At 70.2% G+C, this 22873-nt stretch carries 21 protein-coding genes; 18 read left to right on the top strand and 3 right to left on the bottom strand.

The features are described from left to right. Positions 1-23: 23 nt before the first annotated feature. The 5 genes from AC5Y43_RS12415 (at position 24) to AC5Y43_RS12395 (ending at position 7042) form a co-directional block, all read left to right on the top strand. Positions 24-4343 (top strand): amino acid adenylation domain-containing protein, encoded by a 4320-nt coding sequence (locus tag AC5Y43_RS12415; protein WP_499972875.1) that lies wholly within the window; start codon positions 24-26, stop codon positions 4341-4343. Continuing rightward, entirely contained in the window at positions 4340-5635 is a 1296-nt protein-coding gene (gene mbtG / locus AC5Y43_RS12410) for an NADPH-dependent L-lysine N(6)-monooxygenase MbtG (protein ID WP_499972722.1), read from the top strand. Before AC5Y43_RS12415 ends, mbtG begins: the two co-directional genes overlap by 4 nt. Then, the gene (locus AC5Y43_RS12405; protein ID WP_499972720.1) at positions 5613-5828 is read left to right on the top strand and encodes an MbtH family protein; all 216 of its coding nucleotides are present in this window, start codon (positions 5613-5615) and stop codon (positions 5826-5828) included. Before mbtG ends, AC5Y43_RS12405 begins: the two co-directional genes overlap by 23 nt. A 153-nt stretch (positions 5829-5981) precedes the next feature. Further along, complete coding sequence (locus tag AC5Y43_RS12400) at positions 5982-6491, top strand: MTB12 family secreted protein (RefSeq protein WP_499972718.1); 510 nt, start codon at positions 5982-5984, stop codon at positions 6489-6491. Positions 6492-6526: 35 nt separating this feature from the next. Further along, complete coding sequence (locus AC5Y43_RS12395; RefSeq protein ID WP_499972717.1) at positions 6527-7042, top strand: MTB12 family secreted protein; 516 nt, start codon at positions 6527-6529, stop codon at positions 7040-7042. Between the two features lie 350 nt (positions 7043-7392). Here the strand turns inward: AC5Y43_RS12395 and AC5Y43_RS12390 are convergent, their stop codons facing one another. Beyond that, complete coding sequence (locus AC5Y43_RS12390; RefSeq protein ID WP_499972716.1) at positions 7393-7692, bottom strand: type II toxin-antitoxin system VapB family antitoxin; 300 nt, start codon at positions 7690-7692, stop codon at positions 7393-7395. Between the two features lie 135 nt (positions 7693-7827). Here AC5Y43_RS12390 and hrcA point away from each other — a divergent pair, with 135 nt between their 5' ends. The 10 genes from hrcA (at position 7828) to era (ending at position 17583) form a co-directional block, all read left to right on the top strand. Then, positions 7828-8871 carry a heat-inducible transcriptional repressor HrcA gene (gene hrcA / locus AC5Y43_RS12385; protein ID WP_499972714.1) on the top strand — a complete coding sequence of 348 codons (1044 nt, stop codon included), beginning with the start codon at positions 7828-7830 and terminating at the stop codon, positions 8869-8871. Between the two features lie 73 nt (positions 8872-8944). Beyond that, on the top strand, positions 8945-10090 hold the full coding sequence (gene dnaJ / locus AC5Y43_RS12380) for a molecular chaperone DnaJ (RefSeq protein WP_499972712.1): 1146 nt from the start codon (positions 8945-8947) through the stop codon (positions 10088-10090). A 25-nt stretch (positions 10091-10115) separates the two neighbouring features. Further along, positions 10116-10877, top strand: coding sequence for a 16S rRNA (uracil(1498)-N(3))-methyltransferase (locus AC5Y43_RS12375; protein ID WP_499972710.1), 762 nt, complete (start codon positions 10116-10118; stop codon positions 10875-10877). Between the two features lie 46 nt (positions 10878-10923). Further along, on the top strand, positions 10924-11427 hold the full coding sequence (locus tag AC5Y43_RS12370; protein WP_499972708.1) for a hypothetical protein: 504 nt from the start codon (positions 10924-10926) through the stop codon (positions 11425-11427). Positions 11428-11455: 28 nt separating this feature from the next. Then, positions 11456-12247, top strand: a complete 792-nt coding sequence (locus AC5Y43_RS12365; protein ID WP_499972706.1) for a phthiotriol/phenolphthiotriol dimycocerosates methyltransferase — start codon at positions 11456-11458, stop codon at positions 12245-12247. Then, the gene (locus AC5Y43_RS12360) at positions 12240-13673 is read left to right on the top strand and encodes a cytochrome P450 (protein WP_499972703.1); all 1434 of its coding nucleotides are present in this window, start codon (positions 12240-12242) and stop codon (positions 13671-13673) included. The genes AC5Y43_RS12365 and AC5Y43_RS12360 overlap by 8 nt, the downstream gene beginning before the upstream one ends. Before the next feature lie 111 nt (positions 13674-13784). Continuing rightward, on the top strand, positions 13785-14834 hold the full coding sequence (locus AC5Y43_RS12355) for a PhoH family protein (RefSeq protein WP_499972701.1): 1050 nt from the start codon (positions 13785-13787) through the stop codon (positions 14832-14834). A 4-nt stretch (positions 14835-14838) separates the two neighbouring features. Next, positions 14839-15372 carry an rRNA maturation RNase YbeY gene (gene ybeY / locus AC5Y43_RS12350; RefSeq protein WP_499972699.1) on the top strand — a complete coding sequence of 178 codons (534 nt, stop codon included), beginning with the start codon at positions 14839-14841 and terminating at the stop codon, positions 15370-15372. Beyond that, complete coding sequence (locus AC5Y43_RS12345; protein ID WP_499972698.1) at positions 15369-16655, top strand: hemolysin family protein; 1287 nt, start codon at positions 15369-15371, stop codon at positions 16653-16655. The genes ybeY and AC5Y43_RS12345 overlap by 4 nt, the downstream gene beginning before the upstream one ends. Positions 16656-16683: 28 nt before the next feature. Then, positions 16684-17583 carry a GTPase Era gene (era, locus tag AC5Y43_RS12340; protein WP_499972696.1) on the top strand — a complete coding sequence of 300 codons (900 nt, stop codon included), beginning with the start codon at positions 16684-16686 and terminating at the stop codon, positions 17581-17583. 42 nt (positions 17584-17625) lie between these two features. Here the strand turns inward: era and AC5Y43_RS12335 are convergent, their stop codons facing one another. Further along, positions 17626-19092, bottom strand: a complete 1467-nt coding sequence (locus AC5Y43_RS12335) for an aminotransferase class I/II-fold pyridoxal phosphate-dependent enzyme (RefSeq protein ID WP_499972695.1) — start codon at positions 19090-19092, stop codon at positions 17626-17628. Positions 19093-19206: 114 nt separating this feature from the next. Continuing rightward, positions 19207-20700, bottom strand: a complete 1494-nt coding sequence (locus AC5Y43_RS12330) for an amidase (protein WP_499972693.1) — start codon at positions 20698-20700, stop codon at positions 19207-19209. A 62-nt stretch (positions 20701-20762) separates the two neighbouring features. On the opposite strand from AC5Y43_RS12330, the gene recO reads away from it, so the two are divergent. From recO to AC5Y43_RS12315, 3 genes are read left to right on the top strand one after another with little or no spacing between them, the layout of a single operon-like run. Further along, on the top strand, positions 20763-21560 hold the full coding sequence (gene recO / locus AC5Y43_RS12325) for a DNA repair protein RecO (protein ID WP_499972691.1): 798 nt from the start codon (positions 20763-20765) through the stop codon (positions 21558-21560). Next, entirely contained in the window at positions 21553-22443 is an 891-nt protein-coding gene (locus AC5Y43_RS12320; protein WP_499972689.1) for a decaprenyl diphosphate synthase, read from the top strand. The genes recO and AC5Y43_RS12320 overlap by 8 nt, the downstream gene beginning before the upstream one ends. Beyond that, positions 22443-22871 carry a hypothetical protein gene (locus AC5Y43_RS12315; RefSeq protein ID WP_499972688.1) on the top strand — a complete coding sequence of 143 codons (429 nt, stop codon included), beginning with the start codon at positions 22443-22445 and terminating at the stop codon, positions 22869-22871. Before AC5Y43_RS12320 ends, AC5Y43_RS12315 begins: the two co-directional genes overlap by 1 nt. Positions 22872-22873 lie beyond the last annotated feature (2 nt).

Raw genomic sequence — 22873 nt, 5'->3', positions numbered from 1 at the left:
CGCGTCCGGCCATCGAAGACGTGATGGCGCTTAGCCCCTTGCAGCTGGGGCTGTTCTCGATGGCGGCGCTATCGGATGAGACCGACCCCTACGTCATCGCGATGGCCGCCGACATCACGGGCCCACTCGACGTCGGCCTGCTGCGGGAGTGCGCCGCGACGATGCTGACCCGGCACCCGAACCTGCGGGCCAGCTTCGTCCACGGCAATCTGAGCCGACCCGTGCAGGTGATCCCGAGCAGCGTCGAGCTCCCGTGGCGATGCGTGCGCGCGGCGCCCGAGGACGTCGACGCGCTGGAGGCCGAGGAGCGCCGCTGCCGCTTCGATTTGGACCGCGGGCCGCTGATCCGGTTCTTGCTCATCGAACTTTCGAGCCAGCGTTGGCGTTTGGCTGTGGTCGCGCACCACATCGTCATCGACGGCTGGTCGTTGCCGCTGTTCGTCTCCGAGCTGCTTGCCCTGTACCGCGCCGGCGGGGACGCCGGCGCCCTGCCGCCGCCGCCGCGGCCCTACCGCGACTACATCGGCTGGCTGGCCGGCCGCGACCAGACCGGCAGCCGGGCGCTGTGGGCCGAGCACCTCGAGGGCCTCGACGGCCCGACCCTGTTGTCGCCCGCCCTGACCGCCACCCCGCCGCCGGCGGGCATCCCGCGCCGCACCACGCTGCGCCTCGACCGCGAGGCCACCACCGCGCTCGGCGAGGCCGCCCGCGCACGCGGGATCACGCTCAACACCATCGTCCAGATGGCTTGGGCGGCAATCCTTTCGGCGTTCACCGGACGCACGGATGTGACGTTCGGGGTGACCGTGTCCGGCCGGCCGGGCGAACTGTCGGGCGTGGAGGCCATGGTCGGCATGTTCATCAACACCGTGCCGTTACGGGTTCGGCTGGAGCCCCGCAGCACGGTCGGGGCGCAATGCCTTGCCCTGCAACGGGAATCCGCCGCGCTGCGGGACCACAGCTACCTGGGACTCGCCGAACTGCGCTCACTCGCGGGCATCGGCGAGATGTTCGACACCCTGCTGGTGTACGAGAACTTCCCGCCCGGCGAGGTAGTGGGGGCCACCGAGTTCGCCGCCAACGGCGCGACGTTCCGCCCGGTGGCGCTGGAGAGCGTGTCCCATTTCCCGGTGACCGTCGCCGCACACCTGAGCGCGGGGGAGCTCACGGTGCTGGTGGAGGCGCTCGACGGCGCGCTGGGCACGGCGGCGCCCGAGGCCCTCGGCGGGCGGCTGCTGGCGGTGGCGCAGCGCCTGGTGGCCGCGTGGGACCGGCCCCTGCGTGAGCTCGACGTCGTGCTCGACGACGAGCGGGACTCGACCGAGCCCGCCGCGCCAGACGTCGACGCGCCGGAGACGGCGGTGCATCTGCGATTCGCCGAAACCGCGGCGGCGCAACCGGATTCGGTCGCACTCAGCTGGGCCGACGGCCGGCTGGACTACCGCGACCTCGACGCGCTCGCCGACCGGGCGGCCGCCGCGCTGACCCACTCTGGGATCGACCACGAAACCCCGGTCGCGGTACTGCTGCCCCGCGGCCCGCACTACGTGGTCGCGATGCTGGCCATCCTCAAGGCCGGCGGCATGATCGTGCCCCTGGATCCGGCGATGCCCGACGAGCGCGTCGCCGAGATCCTCCGGCAAACCTCGGCCCCCCTCGTCATCGACGAGAAATGGTTCGCTGCCAACGGCTCAGCCACCCCCGACGGCTACCGCGCGGTCGCCGTGCCGCCCGAGCACGGGGCGTACGCGGTCTTCACCTCCGGCACCACCGGCGCACCCAAGGGCGTCGTCGGCACCCACCGGGCGCTTACGGCATACGTCGACGACCACATCGAGCGCGTCCTTCGCCCGGCCGCCGCGCGCCTCGGGCGACCGCTGCGCGTCGCCCATGCGTGGTCGTTCACCTTCGACGCGGCATGGCAGCCGCTGGCGGCGCTGCTCGACGGCCACTCGGTGCACATCGTCGACGACGACCGCCAGCGCGACGCCGAGGCGCTGGTCGAGACCATCGACCGGTTCGGCCTGGACATGATCGACACGACACCGTCGATGTTCGCCCAGCTGCACAACGCGGGACTGCTGCGCCGCGTGCCGCTGGCGGTGCTCGCACTCGGCGGCGAAGCCCTGGGCAGCACCGCATGGCAAGCGATCCAACGGGAATGCGCCCGCACCGGCATGACCGCGTTCAACTGCTACGGACCCACCGAGACCACCGTCGAGGCCGTCGTCGCCGCCATCGACGAACACCCCCGACCGACGATCGGGCGCCCGACGCGGACCACCCGCGCCTACGTCCTGGACGCCTGGCTGCGACCGGTGCCCGACGGCGTCGCCGGCGAGCTGTACGTCGCCGGCGCTCAGCTGACCCGCGGCTACCTCGGGAGGGCGCCCGAGACCGCCGCGCGGTTCGTCGCCGACCCGAACGCCCACGGCGGCCGCATGTACCGCACCGGAGATGTGGTGCGCCGCATGCCCGACGGCGGCCTGGAGTTCCTCGGCCGCAGCGACGACCAGCTGAAGATCCGCGGCTTTCGCGTCGAACCGGGCGAGATCGCCGCGGTGCTCAACAGCCACGACGCGGTCCGCGGCGCCCACGTGACCACCCGCCGCCACGCCAATGGCCCCCGGCTCACCGCGTACGTGGCCGGCGGGGCGAACCCGCCGGCGGCCAACGAGCTGCGGGCGATGCTCATCGAGCGGCTGCCCCGCTACCTGGTCCCGCATCACATCGTCGTGCTCGACGAGTTGCCGCTGACCCCGCACGGCAAGGTCGACGAAAACGCCCTGGCGGCAATCGGTCTCGACGACGGCCGGACCACACCGCCCGAGACGCCGACCGAGATTGCGCTGGCCGGGGCGTTCACCGACGTCCTGGAAGCCGCGGAAATCGACGTCACGGCCGGCTTCCTGGAAATGGGCCTGGACAGCATCGTGGCCCTGTCGGTGGTGCAGGCCGCCCGCCGCCGCGGCATCGCGCTGCGGGCCCGATTGATGGTGGAGTGCGAAACCATCCGCGAACTCGCCGCCGCGATCGATTCCGACACCCTGCGGCACGCGTCCCCCGGCGGGGCGGCCGAGGAAGACGGCCCAATCCCGTTGTTGCCCAACGCGCGCTGGCTCTACGAGTACGGTGACCCCCGCCGGCTGGCGCAGACCGAAGCCATCCGGCTGCCCGATACCGTCACCCGCGAGCAGCTGCGCGCCGCGCTGGCGAGCATCGTCGACGGGCACGAGGTGCTCCGCGCCCGGCTGGACCGCACGACCATGACCCTGGTCGCCGGCCACGCCGCCGACATCCTCACCGAGGCCGACATCGACGATCTGGACACGGCGGTCACCGCGCACGCCGCCCGGGCCGTCGAGCGCCTCGACCCCGAGCGCGGAACGCTGCTCGCCGCGGTGTGGCTGCGTCCGCCGACCGGGGCGAGCGTGCTGCTGCTGAGTGGCCATGTGCTGGCGATGGACCCGGCGTCGTGGCGGGTGGTGCTCGGCGAGCTGGACGCCGCCCTGCGGGCTTCGGCGGCCGGCCGTCCGCCCGCGCCGGTACGCGAGCACACCAGCTATCGGCGCTGGGCCGCCGCGCTCACCCAGCGCGCGCAAAGGCTCGACACCCTCGGCTTCTGGCGCGCCCAACTCGAGGGCGACGATCCCGACATCGGGTCCCGTCGCCTACGTCCGGGCCAGGATCTGGCCCGCGACCTGATCGTCAGCACGGCCTTCGTCGACGCCGACGTCAGCGGCCGGCTGCTGAATTCCGGTGTGCCGCTGCCGGAGCTGCTCGTCGCCGCGACCGCGGCGATGGTGACGCGCTGGCGGCAGGCGCGCCGCCAGGCCACGCCACCGCCGCTGCTCGCGCTCGAAACCCACGGCCGCGCAGACGGATTGGTCGGGGACCGCGACATCGACACCGGCGACACGGTGGGGCTGCTCAGCTCGATCTACCCGCTGCGGGTGGACCCGACGCGCGACGCCGGGCAGCAGCTTGCCGCGATCCCGGGCGACGGTCTGGACTACGGGCTGCTGCGCTACCTGCGCGCCGACACCGCCGGGCAACTCGCAAAATATCCGGGCCCGCAGCTGTTACTGAATTACCTCGGCGCCGCCCACGGCACAGGCACCGGCCTACAGCTCGACCGGGACCTGTTGGCCGGCCTGTCGCCGGTCCCCGAGCCCGGACTGGCCGTGCGCCACGAGCTGACCATCCTCGCAGTCGTGCTCACGGTGGGGGAGCGGCGAATCCTCGGGGCGCAGTGGCGCACCCTGCCCGACATCCTCAGCGACGCTGACCTTACTGTGCTGCAACGACTTTGGACAGACTGCCTGAGGGAGATGACGACATGAGCACACTGGCGGTCCTGGGCGCAGGCGCCAAGGCGGTGGCCGTCGCGGCCAAGGCATCCGTGCTGCGCGACATGGGCGTCGACGGCCTGGACGTCCCGGACGTCGTCGCCGTCGAGCGCATCGGGGTCGGCGCCAACTGGCAGGCCAGCGGCGGCTGGACCGACGGGGCGCACCGGCTGGGCACCAGCCCGGAAAAGGACGTCGGATTTCCCTACCGCTCCGCGCTGGTGCCGCGTCACAACGCCGAACTCGACAAGCGGATGACCCGCTACAGCTGGCAGTCCTACCTCATCGCCACGGCGTCGTTCGCCGAATGGATCGACCGCGGCAGGCCGGCGCCGACCCACCGCCGATGGAGTCAGTATCTGGGCTGGGTGGCCGACCAGGTCGGCCTCAAGGTCGTGCACGGCGAGGTGGAACGGCTCACCGTCAGCGGCGACCGCTGGACCCTGCACACCCACGAAACCGCCGTGCCCGCAGACGCTTTGCTGATCACCGGGCCCGGCCAGGCCGAGAAGTCGTTGCTGCCGGGCAATCCGCGCATGCTGTCGATCGCGCAGTTCTGGGACCGCGCCGCGGGCGACGACCGGATCAGCGCCGAACGGGTCGCGGTGATCGGGGGCGGCGAGACCGCCGCGTCGATGCTCAACGAGCTCTTCCGGCATCGGGTTTCGACGATCACCGTCATCTCGCCGCAGGTGACGCTGTTCACCCGGGGCGAGGGCTTCTTCGAGAATTCCCTGTTCTCCGACCCCACCGACTGGACCGCCCTGACGCTGGCCGAACGCCGCGACGCGCTGGCCCGCACCGACCGCGGCGTGTTCTCGGCCAACGTGCAGGAGGCGCTGCTGGCCGATGACCGCATTCGCCACCTGCGCGGCCGGGTCGCCCACGCCGTCGGGCGGGACGGCCAGATCCGGTTGACCCTGTCGACGAACCGGGGCAGCGAAAACCTGGAAACGGTGCACGGTTTCGATCTGGTCATCGACGGCTCCGGCGCCGACCCGCTCTGGTTCACCTCCCTGTTCAGCCAGGACGTGCGCGACCTGCTCGAGCTCGGGCTGGGCAATCCGCTGACCGCCGACAGCCTGCAGGAGGCGATCGGCTATGACCTGGCCGTCACCGACGTCGTCCCGAAGCTGTTCCTGCCCAACCTGTCCGGGCTGACCCAGGGCCCCGGCTTTCCCAACCTGAGCTGCCTGGGATTGCTGTCCGACCGCGTGCTGGGGTCGGCGGTCGCCGTCAAGCACCGAGCGATGAGGAGAAGCGATGAGCACCAATCCCTTCGATGACGACGGTGGCGCGTTCTACGTGCTGATTAACGACGAGGAGCAGCACAGCCTGTGGCCGGTGTTCGCCGAAATCCCGTCCGGCTGGACCGTCGCGCACGGCGAGGCCAGTCGGACGGCGTGCCTGGACTACATCGAACAGAACTGGGCCGACACCCGGCCCAAAAGCCTGCGTGAGGCCATGGCGAATCACTGAGCGACCGGCTGAGCCGCTGGGCTGCCACACAGCGCACGCACAGATTGCTCAACGCCTGCGCACATAGCGTGCTCGTAACGTGATGGGCCCGAGACACAGAACACTCGTCGCAGAGCGCACACTCGGAGGGATTCAGAAGGGGAGGGCCCGACCGTGCGAGCCAAATCGATCAATTACTTCGTTGCCGGCGTGGCGGCTGTGGGAGCCGTGAGCGCGGCGGCCGTCGGCGCCGCGTCGGTTACGCCTGCCCAGGTGCAGTTGGCCGCCGTCGGCGCGCCATTGCCGCAGAGCCCGCCACCGGCCCCGGCCCCGGACGCAAGCCTGCCGACCCCCGGCCAGTTGACCGGCTTGCTGAACAGCCTCGCGGACCCGAATGTTCCGTTTGCCAACAAGAGCAACCTGGTCGAGGGCGGCATCAGCGGGACGACGGCGCACATGGCCGATCACCAGCTGAAGAAGGCGGCCAAGAACGGGGACCTGCCGCTGGCGTTCAACGTCAGCAACATCCAGCAGGGCGCGCCGGGTTCGGCCACGGCCGACGTCGCGGTTTCGGGCCCGAAGATCCCCAGCCCGGTCACGCAGAGCGTCACGTTCGTCAACCAGGGCAGCTGGATGCTGTCCCGCGCCTCGGCTATGCAGTTGTTGCAGGCCGCAGGACACTGACTCACACAGGTCACATCCACAAGTAAGGGGAAACCGTGAACTTCGTAGCTAGCAGCGTGGCCGCGTTCGCCGTCATCGGCGGCGTCGCCGGGTTTGGTTCCGTCCCAGGGTTCGTCTCCACGCCGAGCCCCCAGGTGCAACTGGCCGCGGTCGGCGCGCCGTTGCCGCAGGACCCGCCGCCGGCGCCGGGGCAGAACAACCTACCCACGCCCGACCAGTTGACGAATCTCTGCAACCAGGTGACCGATCCCGGCGTGTCGTACACGACCAAGACCAATCTGGTCGAGAACGGGATCGCCCCCGACGAGGGCCACGTGGCCGATCACGACCTGCGTAAGGCCTACCGCAACGGCAATTTCCCCGAGCAGTTCGCCGTGACCAACATCCACGCCGCCGGGCCGAATCTGGCCACCGCCGACGTGGCCATCTCCGGCCCGAGGTTCGCCGGGCCCGTCACCAAGAACCTCGCGTTTGTCAATCAGGGTGGCACCTGGGTGATGCAGCACGACGCCGCGATCGCCCTCATTCAGGCCGCGACGGCGACGAACTAGCCACACCGCCGCTGCGCCGAGCGTGCGGACAGTGCGAAAATTTCGCGATTTTTCCACCGCAGTTTCACGTTCGGCGACGTACTAGCCGCCGGCTAGGCGCCGGGGGCCCGGCGCCGCGGGCCCGGTCAGGCATTGACTGTGAATCCACGGTTTTCGGAGTGAAGGCAGGGCGGGATCTCGGCTCGGATCCCGCCCTCGCTTCACAATCAAATCCCACGCTTCACAATCGATGACGGGGCTCAGCACCGGCTTGGCAATTTGTCGCTCGTAGATGGGCAAACGAGAGAGCCCACCCGCGCAGAGACGCATGTGACGGCTGAGGTATCAGAACACCGCGGGCCCAACGGACGCTAGGCCATGTCCATGTCGAACACCCGCGCGTGCAGCACGGTGCGATTCCGCAGCGCCGCGCGCACCGCACGGTGCAGTCCGTCCTCGAGATAGGTGATGCCCCGCCACCGCACGGCGTGCGGGAACAGGTCGCCATAGAAGGTGGAGTCCTCGGACAGCAGGCGATCCAGGGCGAGCACCGTCGTCGTCGTGACCAACTCGTCGAGCCGGATCTGCTGCGGCGGGATCTGGGACCAGTCCCGGTAGGACAGCCCGTGCTCGGGATACGGCTTGCCGTCGCGCACGCCCTTGAAGATCATCGGCCGGCCTTTCGTGACGCGTCGCTTGGACACGTTAGTCGGGAACCCGGCGCGGGTCTTCGCCCGACGCCCGCTAATGGCGAGCGGCGTCCCCGCGACCCCGTAAAATGGTCGCGATCAAGGAGGTGGACGCCGATGCGAAGCGCCGATGACCGTCGCTTTGAGGTGCTGCGCGCCATCGTCGCCGACTTCGTCGCCACCAAGGAGCCGATCGGTTCGAAGTCCTTGGTGGAACGGCACAACCTGGGCGTGTCGTCGGCCACGGTCCGCAACGACATGGCCGTGCTGGAGGCCGAGGGCTACATCACCCAGCCCCACACCAGCTCCGGGCGGGTGCCCACCGAAAAGGGCTACCGCGAATTCGTCGACCGGCTCGACGACGTCAAACCGCTCTCGTCGGCCGAGCGCAGCGCCATCCAAAGCTTCCTCGAGTCCGGCGTCGACCTCGACGACGTGCTGCGGCGAGCGGTGCGGCTGTTGTCCCAACTGACGCGTCAGGTGGCCGTCGTGCAGTACCCGACGCTGTCCGCGTCGACCGTTCGCCACCTGGAAGTGATCGGGCTGACGCCGGCGCGGCTGCTGATGGTGGTCATCACCGACTCCGGCCGGGTGGACCAGCGCATCGTCGAACTCGGCGACGTGATCGACGACCATCAGCTCGCCCAGCTGCGGGAGATGCTCGGCCAGGCGCTGGTGGGCAAGAGGCTCGCCGCGGCGTCCACCGCCGTCGCCGACCTGGCGGGGGAGCTGCACGGCCGCAGCGGGCTGGCCAACAACCTCAGCGACGCCGTCGGCCGCTCCGCGACGGTGCTGCTGGAGTCGCTAGTGGAACACACCGAGGAGCGCCTGCTGATGGGCGGCACCGCCAACCTGACCCGCAACGCCGCGGACTTCGGCGGCTCGCTGCGGTCCATCCTCGAGGCCCTAGAGGAGCAGGTGGTGGTGCTGCGGTTGCTCGCGGCCCAGCAGCAGGCCGGCAAGGTGACCGTGCGCATCGGCCACGAGACGGCCGCCGAGCAGATGGCCGGCACCTCGATGGTGACCACCGCCTACGGCAGCTCCGATACGGTGTACGGAGGCATGGGCGTGCTGGGCCCCACCCGGATGGACTATCCGGGAACTATCGCCAGCGTGGCCGCGGTTGCTCTTTACATCGGCGAAGTTCTGGGTGCCCGATGACCGTGCACCCGTCAGCACCCTTTGCATGGACGGCCGCGTAACCGCGGCTTGAGACCTTTCAGGAGAGTCAGGCGTGGCACGCGACTACTACGGGCTGCTCGGCGTGAGCAGAAACGCCAGCGATGCGGAGATCAAGCGCGCCTACCGCAAGTTGGCGCGCGAGCTGCATCCCGACGTCAACCCCGACGAGGCCGCGCAGGCGAAGTTCAAGGAGATCAGCGCCGCCTACGAGGTGCTCAGCGATCCCGAGAAACGCCGGATCGTCGACCTGGGCGGCGACCCGCTGGAAAGCGCCGCGTCGGCCGGCGGCGGGTTCGGCGGCTTCGGCAACCTGGGCGACGTATTCGAGGCCTTCTTCGGCGGGGGCTTCAGCGCCGGGGCGGGCTCGCGCGGACCCGCCGGGCGGGTGCGGCCGGGCTCGGACTCGCTGCTGCGCATGCGGCTGGACCTCGAAGAGTGCGCGACCGGCGTGACCAAGCAGGTCACCGTCGACACCGCGGTCCTGTGCGACCGGTGCCAGGGCAAGGGCACCAACGGCGATTCCGTGCCGGTGCCCTGCGACACCTGCGGTGGCCGCGGGGAGGTGCAGACGGTGCAGCGGTCGCTACTGGGCCAGATGGTGACCTCGCGGCCGTGCCCGACCTGCCGTGGCGTGGGGACGGTCATCCCCGACCCGTGCCACCAGTGCATGGGCGACGGCCGGGTGCGCGCCCGCCGGGAGATCAGCGTCAAGATCCCGGCCGGCGTCGGCGACGGCATGCGGGTGCGGCTGGCCGCCCAGGGCGAGGTCGGGCCCGGGGGCGGACCGGCCGGCGACCTGTACGTCGAGGTCCACGAGCAGTCCCACGACATCTTCGTCCGCGAGGGCGACGACCTGCACTGCACGGTCTCGGTGCCGATGGTCGACGCGGCGCTGGGCACCACCGTTACCCTCGACGCGATCCTGGACGGCAAGAGCGAAATCACCATTCCGCCCGGCACCCAGCCCGCCTCGATCATCACGCTGCGCGGCCACGGCATGCCGCACCTGCGCTCGGGAGCGCGGGGCAACCTGCACGTCCACGTCGACGTGGTGGTGCCCACCCGGCTCGATCACCAGGACGCGGAGCTGCTGCGTGAGCTGAAGAACCGCCGCGGCCGCGACGTGGCCGAGGTCCGGTCGACCCACGGCGGCGGCGGGCTGTTCAGCCGCCTGCGCGAAACCTTCACCGGGCGCTAGCCGGGCGATTCCGGGGGCCCCACACATGGTGGCGACGCTGTTCTACGTTGACGCACTGCCCGACACCGGAGCGCTGGCCGTCGTCGACGGCGACGAGGGCTTCCACGCCGCCACGGTGCGCCGGATCCGGCCCGGCGAGCAGCTGGTACTCGGCGACGGCGCCGGCGGGCTGGCCCGGTGCGAGGTCGAGCACGCCGGGCGCGACGGCCTGCGCGCGCGGGTGCTCGGGCGCTGGAGCGTCGAGCCCGGCCGCCCGGCGGTGACGGTGGTGCAGGCGCTGCCCAAGTCGGATCGCTCGGAGCTGGCCGTCGAGCTGGCCACCGAGGCCGGGGCCGACGCGTTCGTGGCCTGGCGGGCGGCCCGCTGCGTGGCCAGCTGGGAGGGCCCGCGGGTCGACAAGGGCCTGCGCCGGTGGCGCGCGGTGGCCCGCGCGGCGGCCCGGCAGTCGCGCCGCGCGCACATCCCCCCGGTCGAGGGCGTGCTGTCCACGACGGCCCTTGTCCAGCGCGTTCGCGACGAGGTGACGGCCGGGTCGGCGGTGCTGGCCCTGCACGAATCGGCGGCCGACCGCCTCGCGAATACCCATGTGGCGCAAGCGGATTCGGTGCTGTTGGTGATTGGACCCGAGGGCGGCATCGCCCCCGATGAGCTGGCGTCGCTGACCGGGGCGGGCGCGGTGGCGGTCCGGCTGGGCCCGCAGGTGCTGCGGACGTCCACCGCGGCGGCGGTGGCGCTGGGCGCGCTGGGCGTGCTGACGCCACGCTGGGACGATTCGTCGAGCCTGTGACGGCTTACCCTGTACGGCTGCGGCTTCGCGGAGTTATCTTGCGCTGATGGCAGAGACTGCCCACGATCTGAGCGCCATCTTCGACGAGCACGTCGGCCACGAGTTCGTCACCAAGGACGTCGCCGCCACCATGGCGACGATGACCGCGAACGCCTTCGTGAACCACGTGCCCACCATGATGGGCGGAGTCGGCGCCGGCGCGGTCGCGGAGTTCTACGCCAAGTGCTTCATCGGGCACTGGCCGGCCGACACCGCGATCATCCCGGTCTGCCGCACCGTCGGCGCCGACCGCGTCGTCGACGAGATGATCATGTCGTTCACGCACGACGTCGCGATGCCCACCTTCCTGCCGGGCGTCGCGCCCACCGGCCGCGCGGTCCTGCTGCCGGTGGTGGTCGTGATGGGGTTCGACGGCTCGGAGCCGCCCAAGGTGGCCTACGAGCGGATCTACTGGGACCAGGCGTCGCTGCTGGTGCAGGTGGGACTGCTCGACCCGGCGCTGCTGCCGGTCACCGGCGCCGACCAAGCCCGCAAGGTTCTCGGCGTGTAGCCGGACAGCTTTTGGGCACCCCTCGCCGATGGGCCTTGCAACACGAATGGTCTCCACCCCGGCGTGGAAGCTCTTCGCGAAGTACTACTACCCCTTCATCACCCGCCACGGCGCCGATGACGTGGCGTTTCTGAACCTGGGCTACGAAGAGGACCCGCCGATGGCCGTGCCGCTGTCGGAGTCCGACGAGCCGGATCGGTATTGCATCCAGCTCTATCACCGCACCGCGACCCAGGCCGACCTCGCCGGCAAACGGGTGCTCGAGGTCAGCTGCGGCCACGGCGGCGGGGCGTCCTACCTGTCGCGCACGCTGCGCCCGGCCTCCTACACCGGCCTGGACCTCAACCCCGCCGGCATCGAGGTCTGCCGAAAAATGCACCACCAGCCGGGCTTGGGCTTCGTCCAGGGCGACGCCGTGAACCTTCCGTTCGGCGACCAGGCCTTCGACGCGGTGATCAACATCGAAGCCTCGCACTGCTATCCGTCGCTCCCGGGTTTCCTCACCGAGGTCGCGCGGGTGCTGCGGCCGGGCGGGCATCTCCTGTACGCCGACGTTCGGCGCTGCGACCGCATCGCGGCCTGGGAGGCCGAATTGGCGGACGGCCCGCTGCAGATGCGTGCGAAAGAGATCATCAACGAGCAGGTCGTCCGCGGACTGCAATTGAGCTTGCCGCGCTCGCAGCACATGTTCACCCGCCGGACCCCGGCCGTGTTGCGCGGCCCGGTGCGCGGCGCGGTGGCCGCGTCGGTGTCCAAGGTCTGCGACGGGCTGCGAAGCGGGGAGAGTTCCTACCGGATCTATTGCTTCGAGAATGTTTGAGACACCCGACCCCTTCTGGGGCACCCGCAACCCCGTCGGCCGCGCGCGGGACGCGATGCGGTCCCGGCGCCGCACAGGCGACCCGCCGCGGCCACCGGGGCCGCGGGGGCATCCCTTCGTGGGCGTGCTCCCCGAGCTCAAGGCCGATCCGTTCGGATACCTGCAGCATCTCGGGAAGGTTTACGGCGACATCTACCGGCTGCCGCTGCCGCTGTATGACGTCGTGGTCATGAACCACCCCGACCACGTCCGGCACATCGTCAGCCATCGCGACGGCGAGTACAGCCTCATCGGCCCCGCCGCCGGGGCGGCCAGGAAACTGCTGGGCGCCTCCATGCAGATGATGGAGGGCCCCGAGTTCCGCCGCCGGCGCAAGCCGCTCACCCCGATGATGGGTCGCCACCAGCTCACGCGTGTCGCCGCCGTCGTCGCCGACGAGTTCGCCGCGCGGTTGGCGAAGTGGGAGCGGTTCGCCGCCACCGGCGAACCGATCGACCTGCAGCACGAGATCAACGGCGTGGTGATCCCGGGCTTCATGCGCGCGATGTTCAGCCTGAAGCTTTCCGACGCCGAGCTGCACCGCCTCGACATCGACGTCCGCACCCTGATGCAGAGCGCGTCGTCGCCCCTGCTGCTCGGCCGTTCACCGAGGCTGCTGCCGGGCGACGGCAACCCCGTGCAGGCGTGGCTGCGGATGCGGCGCTGGGTGACACGGCGGGTCGAGGAACGACGGGCGGACCCGCGGCCGCACGACGACCTGCTGCAGGTGCTCCTCGACGCCCGGTACGAGGACGGCACCCCCATCAGCAGGCGTGACGTCATCACCGAGGCCATCATGCTGATCGGCGGCGGCTACGAAACCGTCGTCGCCGCGCTGGCCTGGACGCTGGCTTTCCTCCCGCAGAATCCGCGCGCCCAGCAGCGGCTCTACGACGAGATCGGCGGCCTCGACGGGGCGCCGCCCACCTACGCCGACCTGGACAGGCTGCAGTGGGCCAAGGCGTGCTTCGACGAGGGCCAGCGCCTGCAGGGCCTGCTGCTGCAGCCGCGGTTCGCCATGATCGACGACGTCGTCGGGGGCTACCGCATCCGGCGCGGAACGCTGGTGGGGCTGCCGATCTACGCGCTACAGCGCGATCCGCGCTGGTGGGGTCCCGACGCCGACCGCTACGAGCCCGCCCGGTTCTACGACAAGGACGTCGCCGCGGGGCGGCCGAACCTGGCCTTCATGCCCTTCGGCGCCGGCCCACACCGCTGTTTCGGTGCGGCGATGGGCTACCTGGAGGCGCAGTTTCTGCTCGCGCAGATCCATCAACGGTTCCGGATACAGACTCCCGCCGGCTGGGGCCCCCAACATGACCCCGCCCTGCCGTGGCCGGTAAAAGGCGGCGTGCCCGCCGTTCTCACGACCGCGTCCGCCGCCTGACGGCGTTCGCAGCACACCGGGACCATTGCGCCTCCTGGGCGGTAGACTTGGCTACCGTCTGTCGGCGCTCGAGAACACAGAAAGCAGGCACCCGAAGGTCTTGGTAACCACGTGACGCCCCGCGAAACCAAGGCTGCTACCTCGTCATCGGCCTCATCTCAGGTTCGCAGCAGCATTGATGTTCCGCCCGACCTAGTCGTGGGTTTACTGGGTTCCGCCGACGAGAATCTGCGCGCCCTCGAACGGATGTTGGCCGCCAACCTGCACGTGCGCGGCAACACCGTCACGCTCTCGGGTGAACCGGCCGACGTCGCGCTCGGCGAGCGGGTGATCTCCGAACTGGTCGCGATCGTGGCCAGCGGGCAGCCGATGACCCCGGAGGTGGTGCGCCACAGCGTCGCCATGTTGGTCGGCACCGGCAACGAGTCGCCGGCGGAAGTGCTCACCCTCGACATCTTGTCGCGGCGAGGCAAGACGATCCGCCCCAAGACGCTCAACCAGAAGCGCTACGTCGACGCCATCGACGCCAACACCATCGTCTTCGGGATCGGGCCGGCGGGCACCGGCAAGACGTACCTGGCGATGGCCAAGGCGGTCAACGCGCTGCAGACCAAGCAGGTCACGCGCATCATCTTGACCCGGCCGGCGGTGGAAGCCGGTGAGCGCCTGGGCTTTTTGCCGGGCACGCTCAGCGAGAAGATCGACCCGTATCTGCGCCCGCTGTATGACGCGCTGTACGACATGATGGATGCCGAGCTGATCCCAAAGCTGATGTCCGCCGGCGTCATTGAGGTCGCGCCGCTGGCATATATGCGAGGCCGCTCGTTGAATTCCGCGTTCATCGTTCTGGACGAGGCGCAGAACACCACCGCCGAACAGATGAAAATGTTCCTCACCCGACTGGGTTTCGGGTCGAAGATCGTTGTCACGGGGGACATCACCCAGGTCGACCTCCCGGGTGGCGCCAGGTCCGGCCTGCGGTCGGCGATGGAGATCCTGGACAGCGTGGACGACATCCACGTCGCCGAGCTGACCAGCGTGGACGTGGTGCGCCACCGGCTGGTCTCCGAAATCGTCGACGCCTACGCGAAATTCGAAGAACCCGGCCTGGGCATGAATCGGGCGGCTCGCCGGGCCGGCGGTGCCCGCAATCGGCGGTGATCTTATGAGCATCGAGGTATCCAACGAGTCGGGCGTCGACGTCTCCGAGGCCGAACTGGTCAGCGTCGCGCGGTTCGTCATCGCCCGGATGGACGTCAACCCCAGCGCCGAGCTGTCGATGGTGCTGCTGGACACCGCCGCCATGGCCGACCTGCACATGCGCTGGATGGACCTGCCCGGCCCCACCGACGTGATGAGCTTTCCGATGGACGAGCTCGAGCCCGGCGGCCGCCCCGACGCGCCCGAGCCGGGGCCCGCGATGCTCGGCGACATCGTGCTGTGCCCGGAGTTCGCCGCCGAGCAGGCCACCGCCGCGGGCCACAGCCTCGGACATGAGTTGGCGCTGTTGACGATTCACGGTGTGCTGCACCTGCTCGGCTACGACCACGGCGAGCCGGACGAGGAACGGGAGATGTTCGCCCTGCAGGACCGGTTGCTCGAGGAGTGGGTCGCCGAGCAGGTCGAGGCCTACCGGCTGGATCGCCAGGAGGAACGCGACCGCCGGTTGCTGGACAAGTCAAGGTATTTCGAGAATTGACCGCGCTTCCCCAGCTGCTCGGCGCGATCGCCCTGATCGCTTTGGGCGGCCTTTTCGCGGCAATCGATGCGGCCATCAGCACGGTGTCGCTGGCGCGGGTGCAGGAACTGCTGCGCGGCGAGCGCCCCGGCGCGATGTCGCTGTTCAAGGTGATGAACGAGCGGCCGCGCTACATCAACCTGGTGGTGCTGCTGCGCATCATCTGCGAGATCACCGCGACCGTGCTGCTGGTGGTGTTCCTCTACGACAACTTCGGCATGCGGTGGGCGTTGTTCGGTGCGGCGACCATCATGGTGGTGACCAGCTTCGTCGTCATCGGGGTGGGACCGCGCACCCTCGGCCGCCAGCACGCCTACTCCATCTCGCTGACGACGGCCCTGCCGCTGCGGGTGATTTCGTGGCTGCTGATGCCGCTCAGCCGGCTGCTGGTGGTGCTGGGTAACGCGCTCACTCCGGGCCGCGGCCTGCGCAACGGGCCGTTCGCCTCCGAGATCGAGCTACGCGAGGTCGTCGATCTGGCCCAGCAGCGCGGCGTGGTCGCCGCCGACGAGCGGCGCATGATCGAGTCGGTCTTCGAGCTCGGCGACACCCCCGCCCGCGAGGTGATGGTGCCGCGCACCGAGATGATCTGGATCGAAAGCGACAAGTACGCCAGCCAGGCCACCAACCTGGCCGTGCGCAGCGGGCATTCCCGCCTCCCGGTGATCGGGGAGAACGTCGACGACGTCGTCGGGGTGGTGTACCTCAAAGACCTTGTCCAGCAGACGTTCCTGTCGCCCGACGGCGGCCGCGACACCAAGGTGTCGCAGGTGATGCGCCCCGCGGTGTTCGTGCCGGACTCCAAGCCGCTGGACGCGCTGCTGCGCGAGATGCAGCGCGACCGCATCCACATGGCCCTGCTCGTCGACGAGTACGGCGCCATCGCGGGCCTGGTCAGCATCGAGGACGTGCTGGAAGAGATCGTCGGCGAGATCGCCGACGAGTACGACGAGGCGGAGACGGCGCCCATCGAAGAGTTGGGGGACAGACGCTTTCGGGTTTCCGCGCGGCTGCCGATCGAAGACGTCGGCGAGCTGTACGACGTGGAGTTCGACGACGACCTCGACGTCGACACGGTGGGCGGGCTGGTGGCCCTGGAGCTGGGGCGGGTGCCGCTGCCGGGCGCCGAGGTGGTCTCGCACGGGCTGCGGCTGCGCGCCGAGGGCGGCCCCGATCACCGCGGCCGGGTGCGGATCAACACCGTCCTGCTCAGCCCCGCCGAGACGGACGGGAACATCCCATGACGCGTTCACGCTCGGCGATCGGGGCGTCATGACCGAATTCCGTTCCGGCTTCGTGTGTTTGGTGGGCCGGCCCAACACCGGCAAGTCGACGCTGACCAACGCGCTCGTCGGCGCCAAGGTGGCGATCACCTCGACGCGCCCGCAGACCACCCGCCACACCATCCGCGGGATCGTGCACCGCGACCAATTCCAGATCATCCTGGTCGACACCCCGGGCCTGCACCGGCCGCGGACGCTGCTGGGCAAGCGGCTCAACGACCTGGTCCGCGACACCTACGCCGAGGTCGACGTCATCGGATTGTGCATCCCCGCCGACGAGGCGATCGGCCCGGGCGACCGGTGGATCGTCGAGCAGATCCGCGCGGTGGCCCCCAAGACCACGCTGCTGGCCGTCGTCACCAAGATCGACAAGGTCCCCAGGGACCGGGTGGCCGCGCAGTTGGTGGCCGTCAGCGAGCTGGTCGGCGCGGCGGCCGAAATCGTCCCGGTGTCGGCGGCCACCGGCGCGCAGGTCGACGTGCTGATCGACGTGCTGGCCGCGGCGCTGCCCGTCGGCCCGGCCTATTACCCGGACGGCGAGCTGACCGACGAACCCGAGGAGGTCCTGATGGCCGAGCTCATCCGCGAGGCCGCGCTGGAGGGGGTCCGCGACGAGCTGCCGCATTCGTTGGCGGTGGTGATCGACGAGGTCGAGCCCCGCGAAGGCCGCGACGATCTGATCGACGTCCACGCCATCCTCTACGTCGAGCGCGACAGCCAGAAGGGCATCGTCATCGGCAAGCGCGGCGCGCGGCTGCGGGAAGTGGGCACCGCCGCGCGCGCCCAGATCGAGAAGCTGCTGGGCACCAAGATCTACCTCGATCTGCGGGTCAAGGTGGCCAAAAACTGGCAGAGCGACCCCAAACAGCTTGGTCGGCTGGGCTTCTAGCGGCAAGGCGGCAAGGCTGCCCGACTCGGTCAAAGCCGCCGGTCACGCCACCACGCGAATGGTCTGCAGCGACGGGTCCGCGGCGTCCGGCACGTTCATCCCGGCGCGCACGCCCGTGCACAGGTAGTTCAGCACGGCGTCGTTGAGGCGCTCGCCGGGCACGACGGCAGGAATCCCCGGGGGATACGGCGTGCACTGCTCGGCGGAGATCCGGCCCGCGGCCTGGTCGGTGGGCACTTCCTCGACCCGCCCGAAGAACGCATCGCGTGGCGGGCAGACGGTTTCCAGCTCCAGTTCCTCGGGCGACGGCAGGTCGATCTGCGGAGGCGGATCGAAGTCGCTTGCGTCCCTGCGCCATTCGGCCAGCGCCTCGGTGAGGCGGGCGCCGCTGGTCTTGTCGTCGGCGAAGGACAGCGTCGCCAGAATGCGGCGGTGATCGCTCATCCCGACGTCGATGTGCGCATGCTCGCGCAGCCAGTCGGCGGCCTGATAACCGGAGGTGCCGGTGGCCGACACGTCCATCATCACCTGCATCCGGTCCAGGTCGTGTGACGCCTCCACGCCGAGCAGCTCGTCGTCGAGCACCTCCACCTCCGGAACCAGTTCGATGTCCTCCCGCAGCTGAGCCGCCAAATCCAGTGCGGCACCGAGCAAGTCGTGGCCGCGCTCGACCATTTGCCGCCGCCAACCGTCGATCGCGGCGTACAGCAGCACGCTGGGGCTGGTGGTCATCAGCAGGTCCGCACAGGCCGACAGGCGGTCACGGTCGATCCGATCACCCTGCAGGTGGAACACCGAGCCCTGTTCGAAACCCGCCCCCATCTTGTGCACGCTGACCACGCAGATGTCCGCGCCCGCGTCCATCGCCCACGTCGGCAGGTCCCGGTGGAACGGCAGGTGCGCCCCCCACGCCTCGTCGATGATCAGCGGCTTGCCGCGCGCATGGCAGACCTCGGCGATCCCGGCGATGTCTGCGCAGGTGCCGTAGGGGCTCGGGCTGACGATGAGCGCCCCGGCGGCGTCGGGGTGTTTGGCCCAGGTCTCCTCGACCTGCCGCGGTGATGGCGGGTGGGAAAAGTGATGCGCGGCGTCCCAGCGGGGCGTGATCCAGCGCGGCTGCACGCCGGAGAAAATGAGGCCCGCCACGATGGATTTGTGGCTGTCCCGGCTGACCAGCAGGCTGCCGCCGGAGTCTCCGGAGCCGGCCACGGCCATCATCGCCGCCCGTACCGACAGCGAACTGCCGCAGGTGGAAAACCACGCCATGTCGGCGCCCACGGCGTCGGCCATCAGGTCCTCGGCCCGCTTCAGGTAGCCGTTGCTGCTCTTGCGGTCGTCCAGCCCGCCGTTGGCCAGCATGTCATCGAGGAACGGTTCGCGGCCCAGCACCGCCAGCACCCGCTCGTCGACGCCGCGGCCCTGGCGGTGCCCGGGCGGGGTGAACCCGTAGCGGTTCTTGTCGCGGTAGTCGGCCACCGCATCCAGCAGGGGGGCTTCGGATTGGTCCATCCCGGGGATGTACCCCCGTTCGGGCGGGGCGTCACATTGCGGCGACCCGCAGCGCCCGGTCCCCCAGCTCCGCGGGGGCACCCCCATCGCCGCGCTTGCGATCGCCGCGTCACCTCATCGACGCGGCGGCGCGCCGGCCGACGGCGTGTCCGTGCCGGCGTGCCACCACACCGTCGGCTGCCTGGCCGCCCAGCCGCACACGGCCTCCAGCTCGGCGGCCAGCGAGATCAGCAGGCCCTCGCTGTTTGCCGGACCCATCAGCTGCACTCCGATCGGCAAACCCTCCGAGGTGAATCCCGCCGGCACGTTGATCGACGGCCAGCCCAGCACGTTCCACGGCCAGGTCAACGGGCACGCGGCGATCATGGTGCGGTCGGTGGCCAGCCCGCTCAACCGGTCGAAGGCGCGCGCCAACGGCGGCGGCTGGGCCGTCGTCGGTGCCAGCACGACGTCGACGATGTCGAATATCGAGCCCACCCGGTGCTGGTCGGCCGCCTCGTGGCGGCGGGCGCTGCGCAGGATGGCCTGGCCCAACACCTGGCCCATGCGCAGGTTGGCCAGGGTGCGCGGATCCAGGATCACCCCGTCGCCGAGCCGTTCTTCCCAATCCAGCAGGCCCGCGGTGGAGCGCGCCAGAAAATTCCACGACAGCCGCAGGCCGTAGTCCGGGTTGCCGGGCACCACGGTGTGCCCGAGCAGCTCGAGTTGCTTGGCCACTGCGCGCGTCGCGGCCAGGATCTCCGGATGCAGCTTGGCCCGAAAGCCGGTGTAGGGGAACCGGGTTGACAGGGCGATGTTCAGCGGGCCCGGCGCCTTGCCGACGTAGTCGGATGCCGTGATCGGCGGTGGTTTGTGCCGGTCGCCCTCGACATTGCCGGACGCGGCGTCGAGCACCAGCGCCGCGTCGGCCACCGTGCGGGCCAGCACGCCGTTGACGGTGATGCCGTTGAACGCCTCCGGCAGCGGCCAGGTCGAGATGCGGCCGCGCTGCGGCTTGATACCGACCAGGTGGGTCCACGCCGCGGGGATGCGCACGCTGCCCGCGCCGTCGGAGCCGATGGCGGCGGTGACCAGGCCGGAGGCCACCGCGGCGGCGCTGCCCCCCGACGACCCGCCCGGGGTGTGCCGGCGCGACCAGGGGTTGCGGGTGTGTCCGAAGCCGGGCCCGCTGGTGAACGGCCATTGGCCCAGTTCGCAGGTGTTGGTCTTACCGACGATCACCGCGCCGGCGGCCTTGAGCCGGCGCACCACCTCGGCGTCGTGGGCCGCGGGCGCGACATGCCCCTCGGTGCCGAAGGCCGTCGGAATGCCGGCGACGTCGACGTCGTCCTTGACCGCGATCGGGATGCCCAGCAGCGGGGCGGTGTCCCCGGCCGCCCTGCGCCGGTCGGCCTCGGCCGCGTCGGCCAGCGCCGACTCGGTGAGCACCACCCGAAAGGCGTTCAGCGTCGACTGGCTGGTGTGGATGGCGTGCAGGGAGCGGCTGACCAGTGTGGTGGACGTCACGGCGCGGCTGGCCAACTGATAGAGCAGGTCAGTCAGGGTGGGCAGGCGCTGGCCGCCGGATCCGGAGATGGACCCGACTCCCGACCCGGAAGCGCCAATCACGGGGTACGAGACTAGACGGCGCGGATACCCGGATTGTCGCGGCGGGGTGCAAAACTATGGTGATGCGGCTATATCGAGACCGGGCTGTTGTGCTGCGCCAGCACAAGCTCGGCGAAGCCGACCGGATCGTCACCCTGCTGACCCGCGACCACGGGCTGGTTCGCGCGGTGGCCAAGGGCGTCCGGCGCACCCGCAGCAAATTCGGTGCCCGGCTGGAGCCGTTTGCTCATATCGACGCGCAGCTGCATCCCGGCCGCAATCTCGACATCGTCACCCAGGTCGTGTCCATCGACGCGTTCGCGACCGACATCGTCAGCGACTACGGCCGGTACACGTGCGGGTGCGCGATGCTGGAGACCGCCGAACGCCTCGCCGGCGAGGAGCGCGCCCCGGCGCCGGCCCTGCACCGACTCACCGTGGGCGCGCTGCGTGCGGTGGCCGACGGACGCCGGCCGCGGGACCTGTTGCTGGACGCCTATCTGCTGCGTGCCATGGGCATCGCCGGATGGGCGCCGGCGCTCACCGAGTGCGCACGGTGCGCCACCCCGGGTCCGCACCGGGCATTTCACGTCGGGGCCGGGGGCAGCGTCTGCCCGCATTGCCGCCCGGCGGGTTCGACCACCCCACCGCCGGGTGTGCTGGATCTGATGGCGGCGCTGCACGACGGCGACTGGGAGGCCGCCGAGGCGTCGCCGCAATCGCACCGCAACCACGTCAGCGGATTGGTGGCCGCCCACCTGCAGTGGCACCTGGAACGGCAGCTCAAAACGCTGCCGCTGGTAGAGCGGACGTATCACGTCGACCGCACCATCGCCGACCGGCGCGCAGCGCTGATCGGGCAGGATATGGCCTGTGGCTAAAGCCGAGCGCAAGCTGAAGTCAACCGACTTCCCGCAGCTGCCCCCCGCGCCCGACGATTACCCGGTCTTTCCCGACACGTCGACGTGGCCGGTTGCCTTTCCGGAGCTGCCGCCGGCCGACGGTGGCGGCCCGCGCCGCCCACCGCAGCACACCTCGAAGGCGGCCGCGCCGCGAATTCCCGCCGACCGCTTGCCCTTTCACGTCGCCATCGTGATGGACGGCAACGGCCGCTGGGCCACCCAGCGCGGGCTCAGCCGCACCGACGGCCACCAGGCCGGCGAGGCGGTGGTGATCGACATCGTCTGTGGCGCCATCGAACTCGGCATCAAATGGCTCAGCCTCTACGCGTTCTCCACCGAGAACTGGAAGCGTTCCCCCGAGGAGGTCCGCTTCCTGATGGGGTTCAACCGCGACGTGGTGCGCATGCGCCGGGTGAACCTCAACGCGATCGGGGTGAAGATCCGCTGGGTGGGGTCGCGGCCGCGGCTGTGGCGCAGCGTCATCAACGAACTGGCCATCGCCGAGGCGATGACGGCCGGCAACGACGTGATCACGGTGAACTACTGCGTGAACTACGGCGGCCGCGCTGAAATCGCCGAGGCCGCAAAGGATATCGCCCGCCTGGTCGAGGCCGGCCGGCTCAATCCGGAGCGCATCAACGAGGCGACGATCTCGCGTCACCTGCAGCGACCCGACATCCCCGACGTCGACCTTTTCCTGCGGACGTCGGGGGAGCAGCGGTCCAGCAATTTCATGCTGTGGCAGGCGGCGTACGCCGAGTACATCTTCTCCGACAAGCTGTGGCCCGACTACGACCGTCGCGACCTGTGGGCGGCGTGCGAGGAATACGCGTTTCGCAATCGACGGTTCGGGAGCGCCTGATGCCCTCGCTGCAGGAGCGTTTGGCGTCGATATTGCGCGACACCCTCGCCGTCGACGAGGAGCCCGATGGCGCGCTGACCCTGCGCCACAACGGAACCCTGGCGTCGCTGCGGGTGGTCAACATCGCCGAGGGCCTCGACCTGGTATCGCTGACCCAGATCTTGGCCTGGGATCTGCCGCTGACCAAGAAGGTGCGCGACCAGATCGCCAAGCAGGCGCACGACAGCAACTTCGGCAGCGTCACCCTGGTCGAGAAGGCCAACGAGCAAGCGGGGCAACGCAACTCCGGCAAGGGCGCGTCCAAAATCGGTGACGTGATGCTGCGCTACAACTTTCCCGGGGGCGGGCTGACCGACGACGCGCTGCGCACCCTGGTCCTGCTGGTGCTCGACACCGGCGTCGAGATCCGCCGCTCGCTCACGGCTTAGAG

It is taken from the genome of Mycobacterium sp. NGS57, assembly GCF_059812405.1.
Note: the sequence above shows the minus strand (reverse complement) of the source record. Positions and strands in the feature narration are given on the sequence as shown.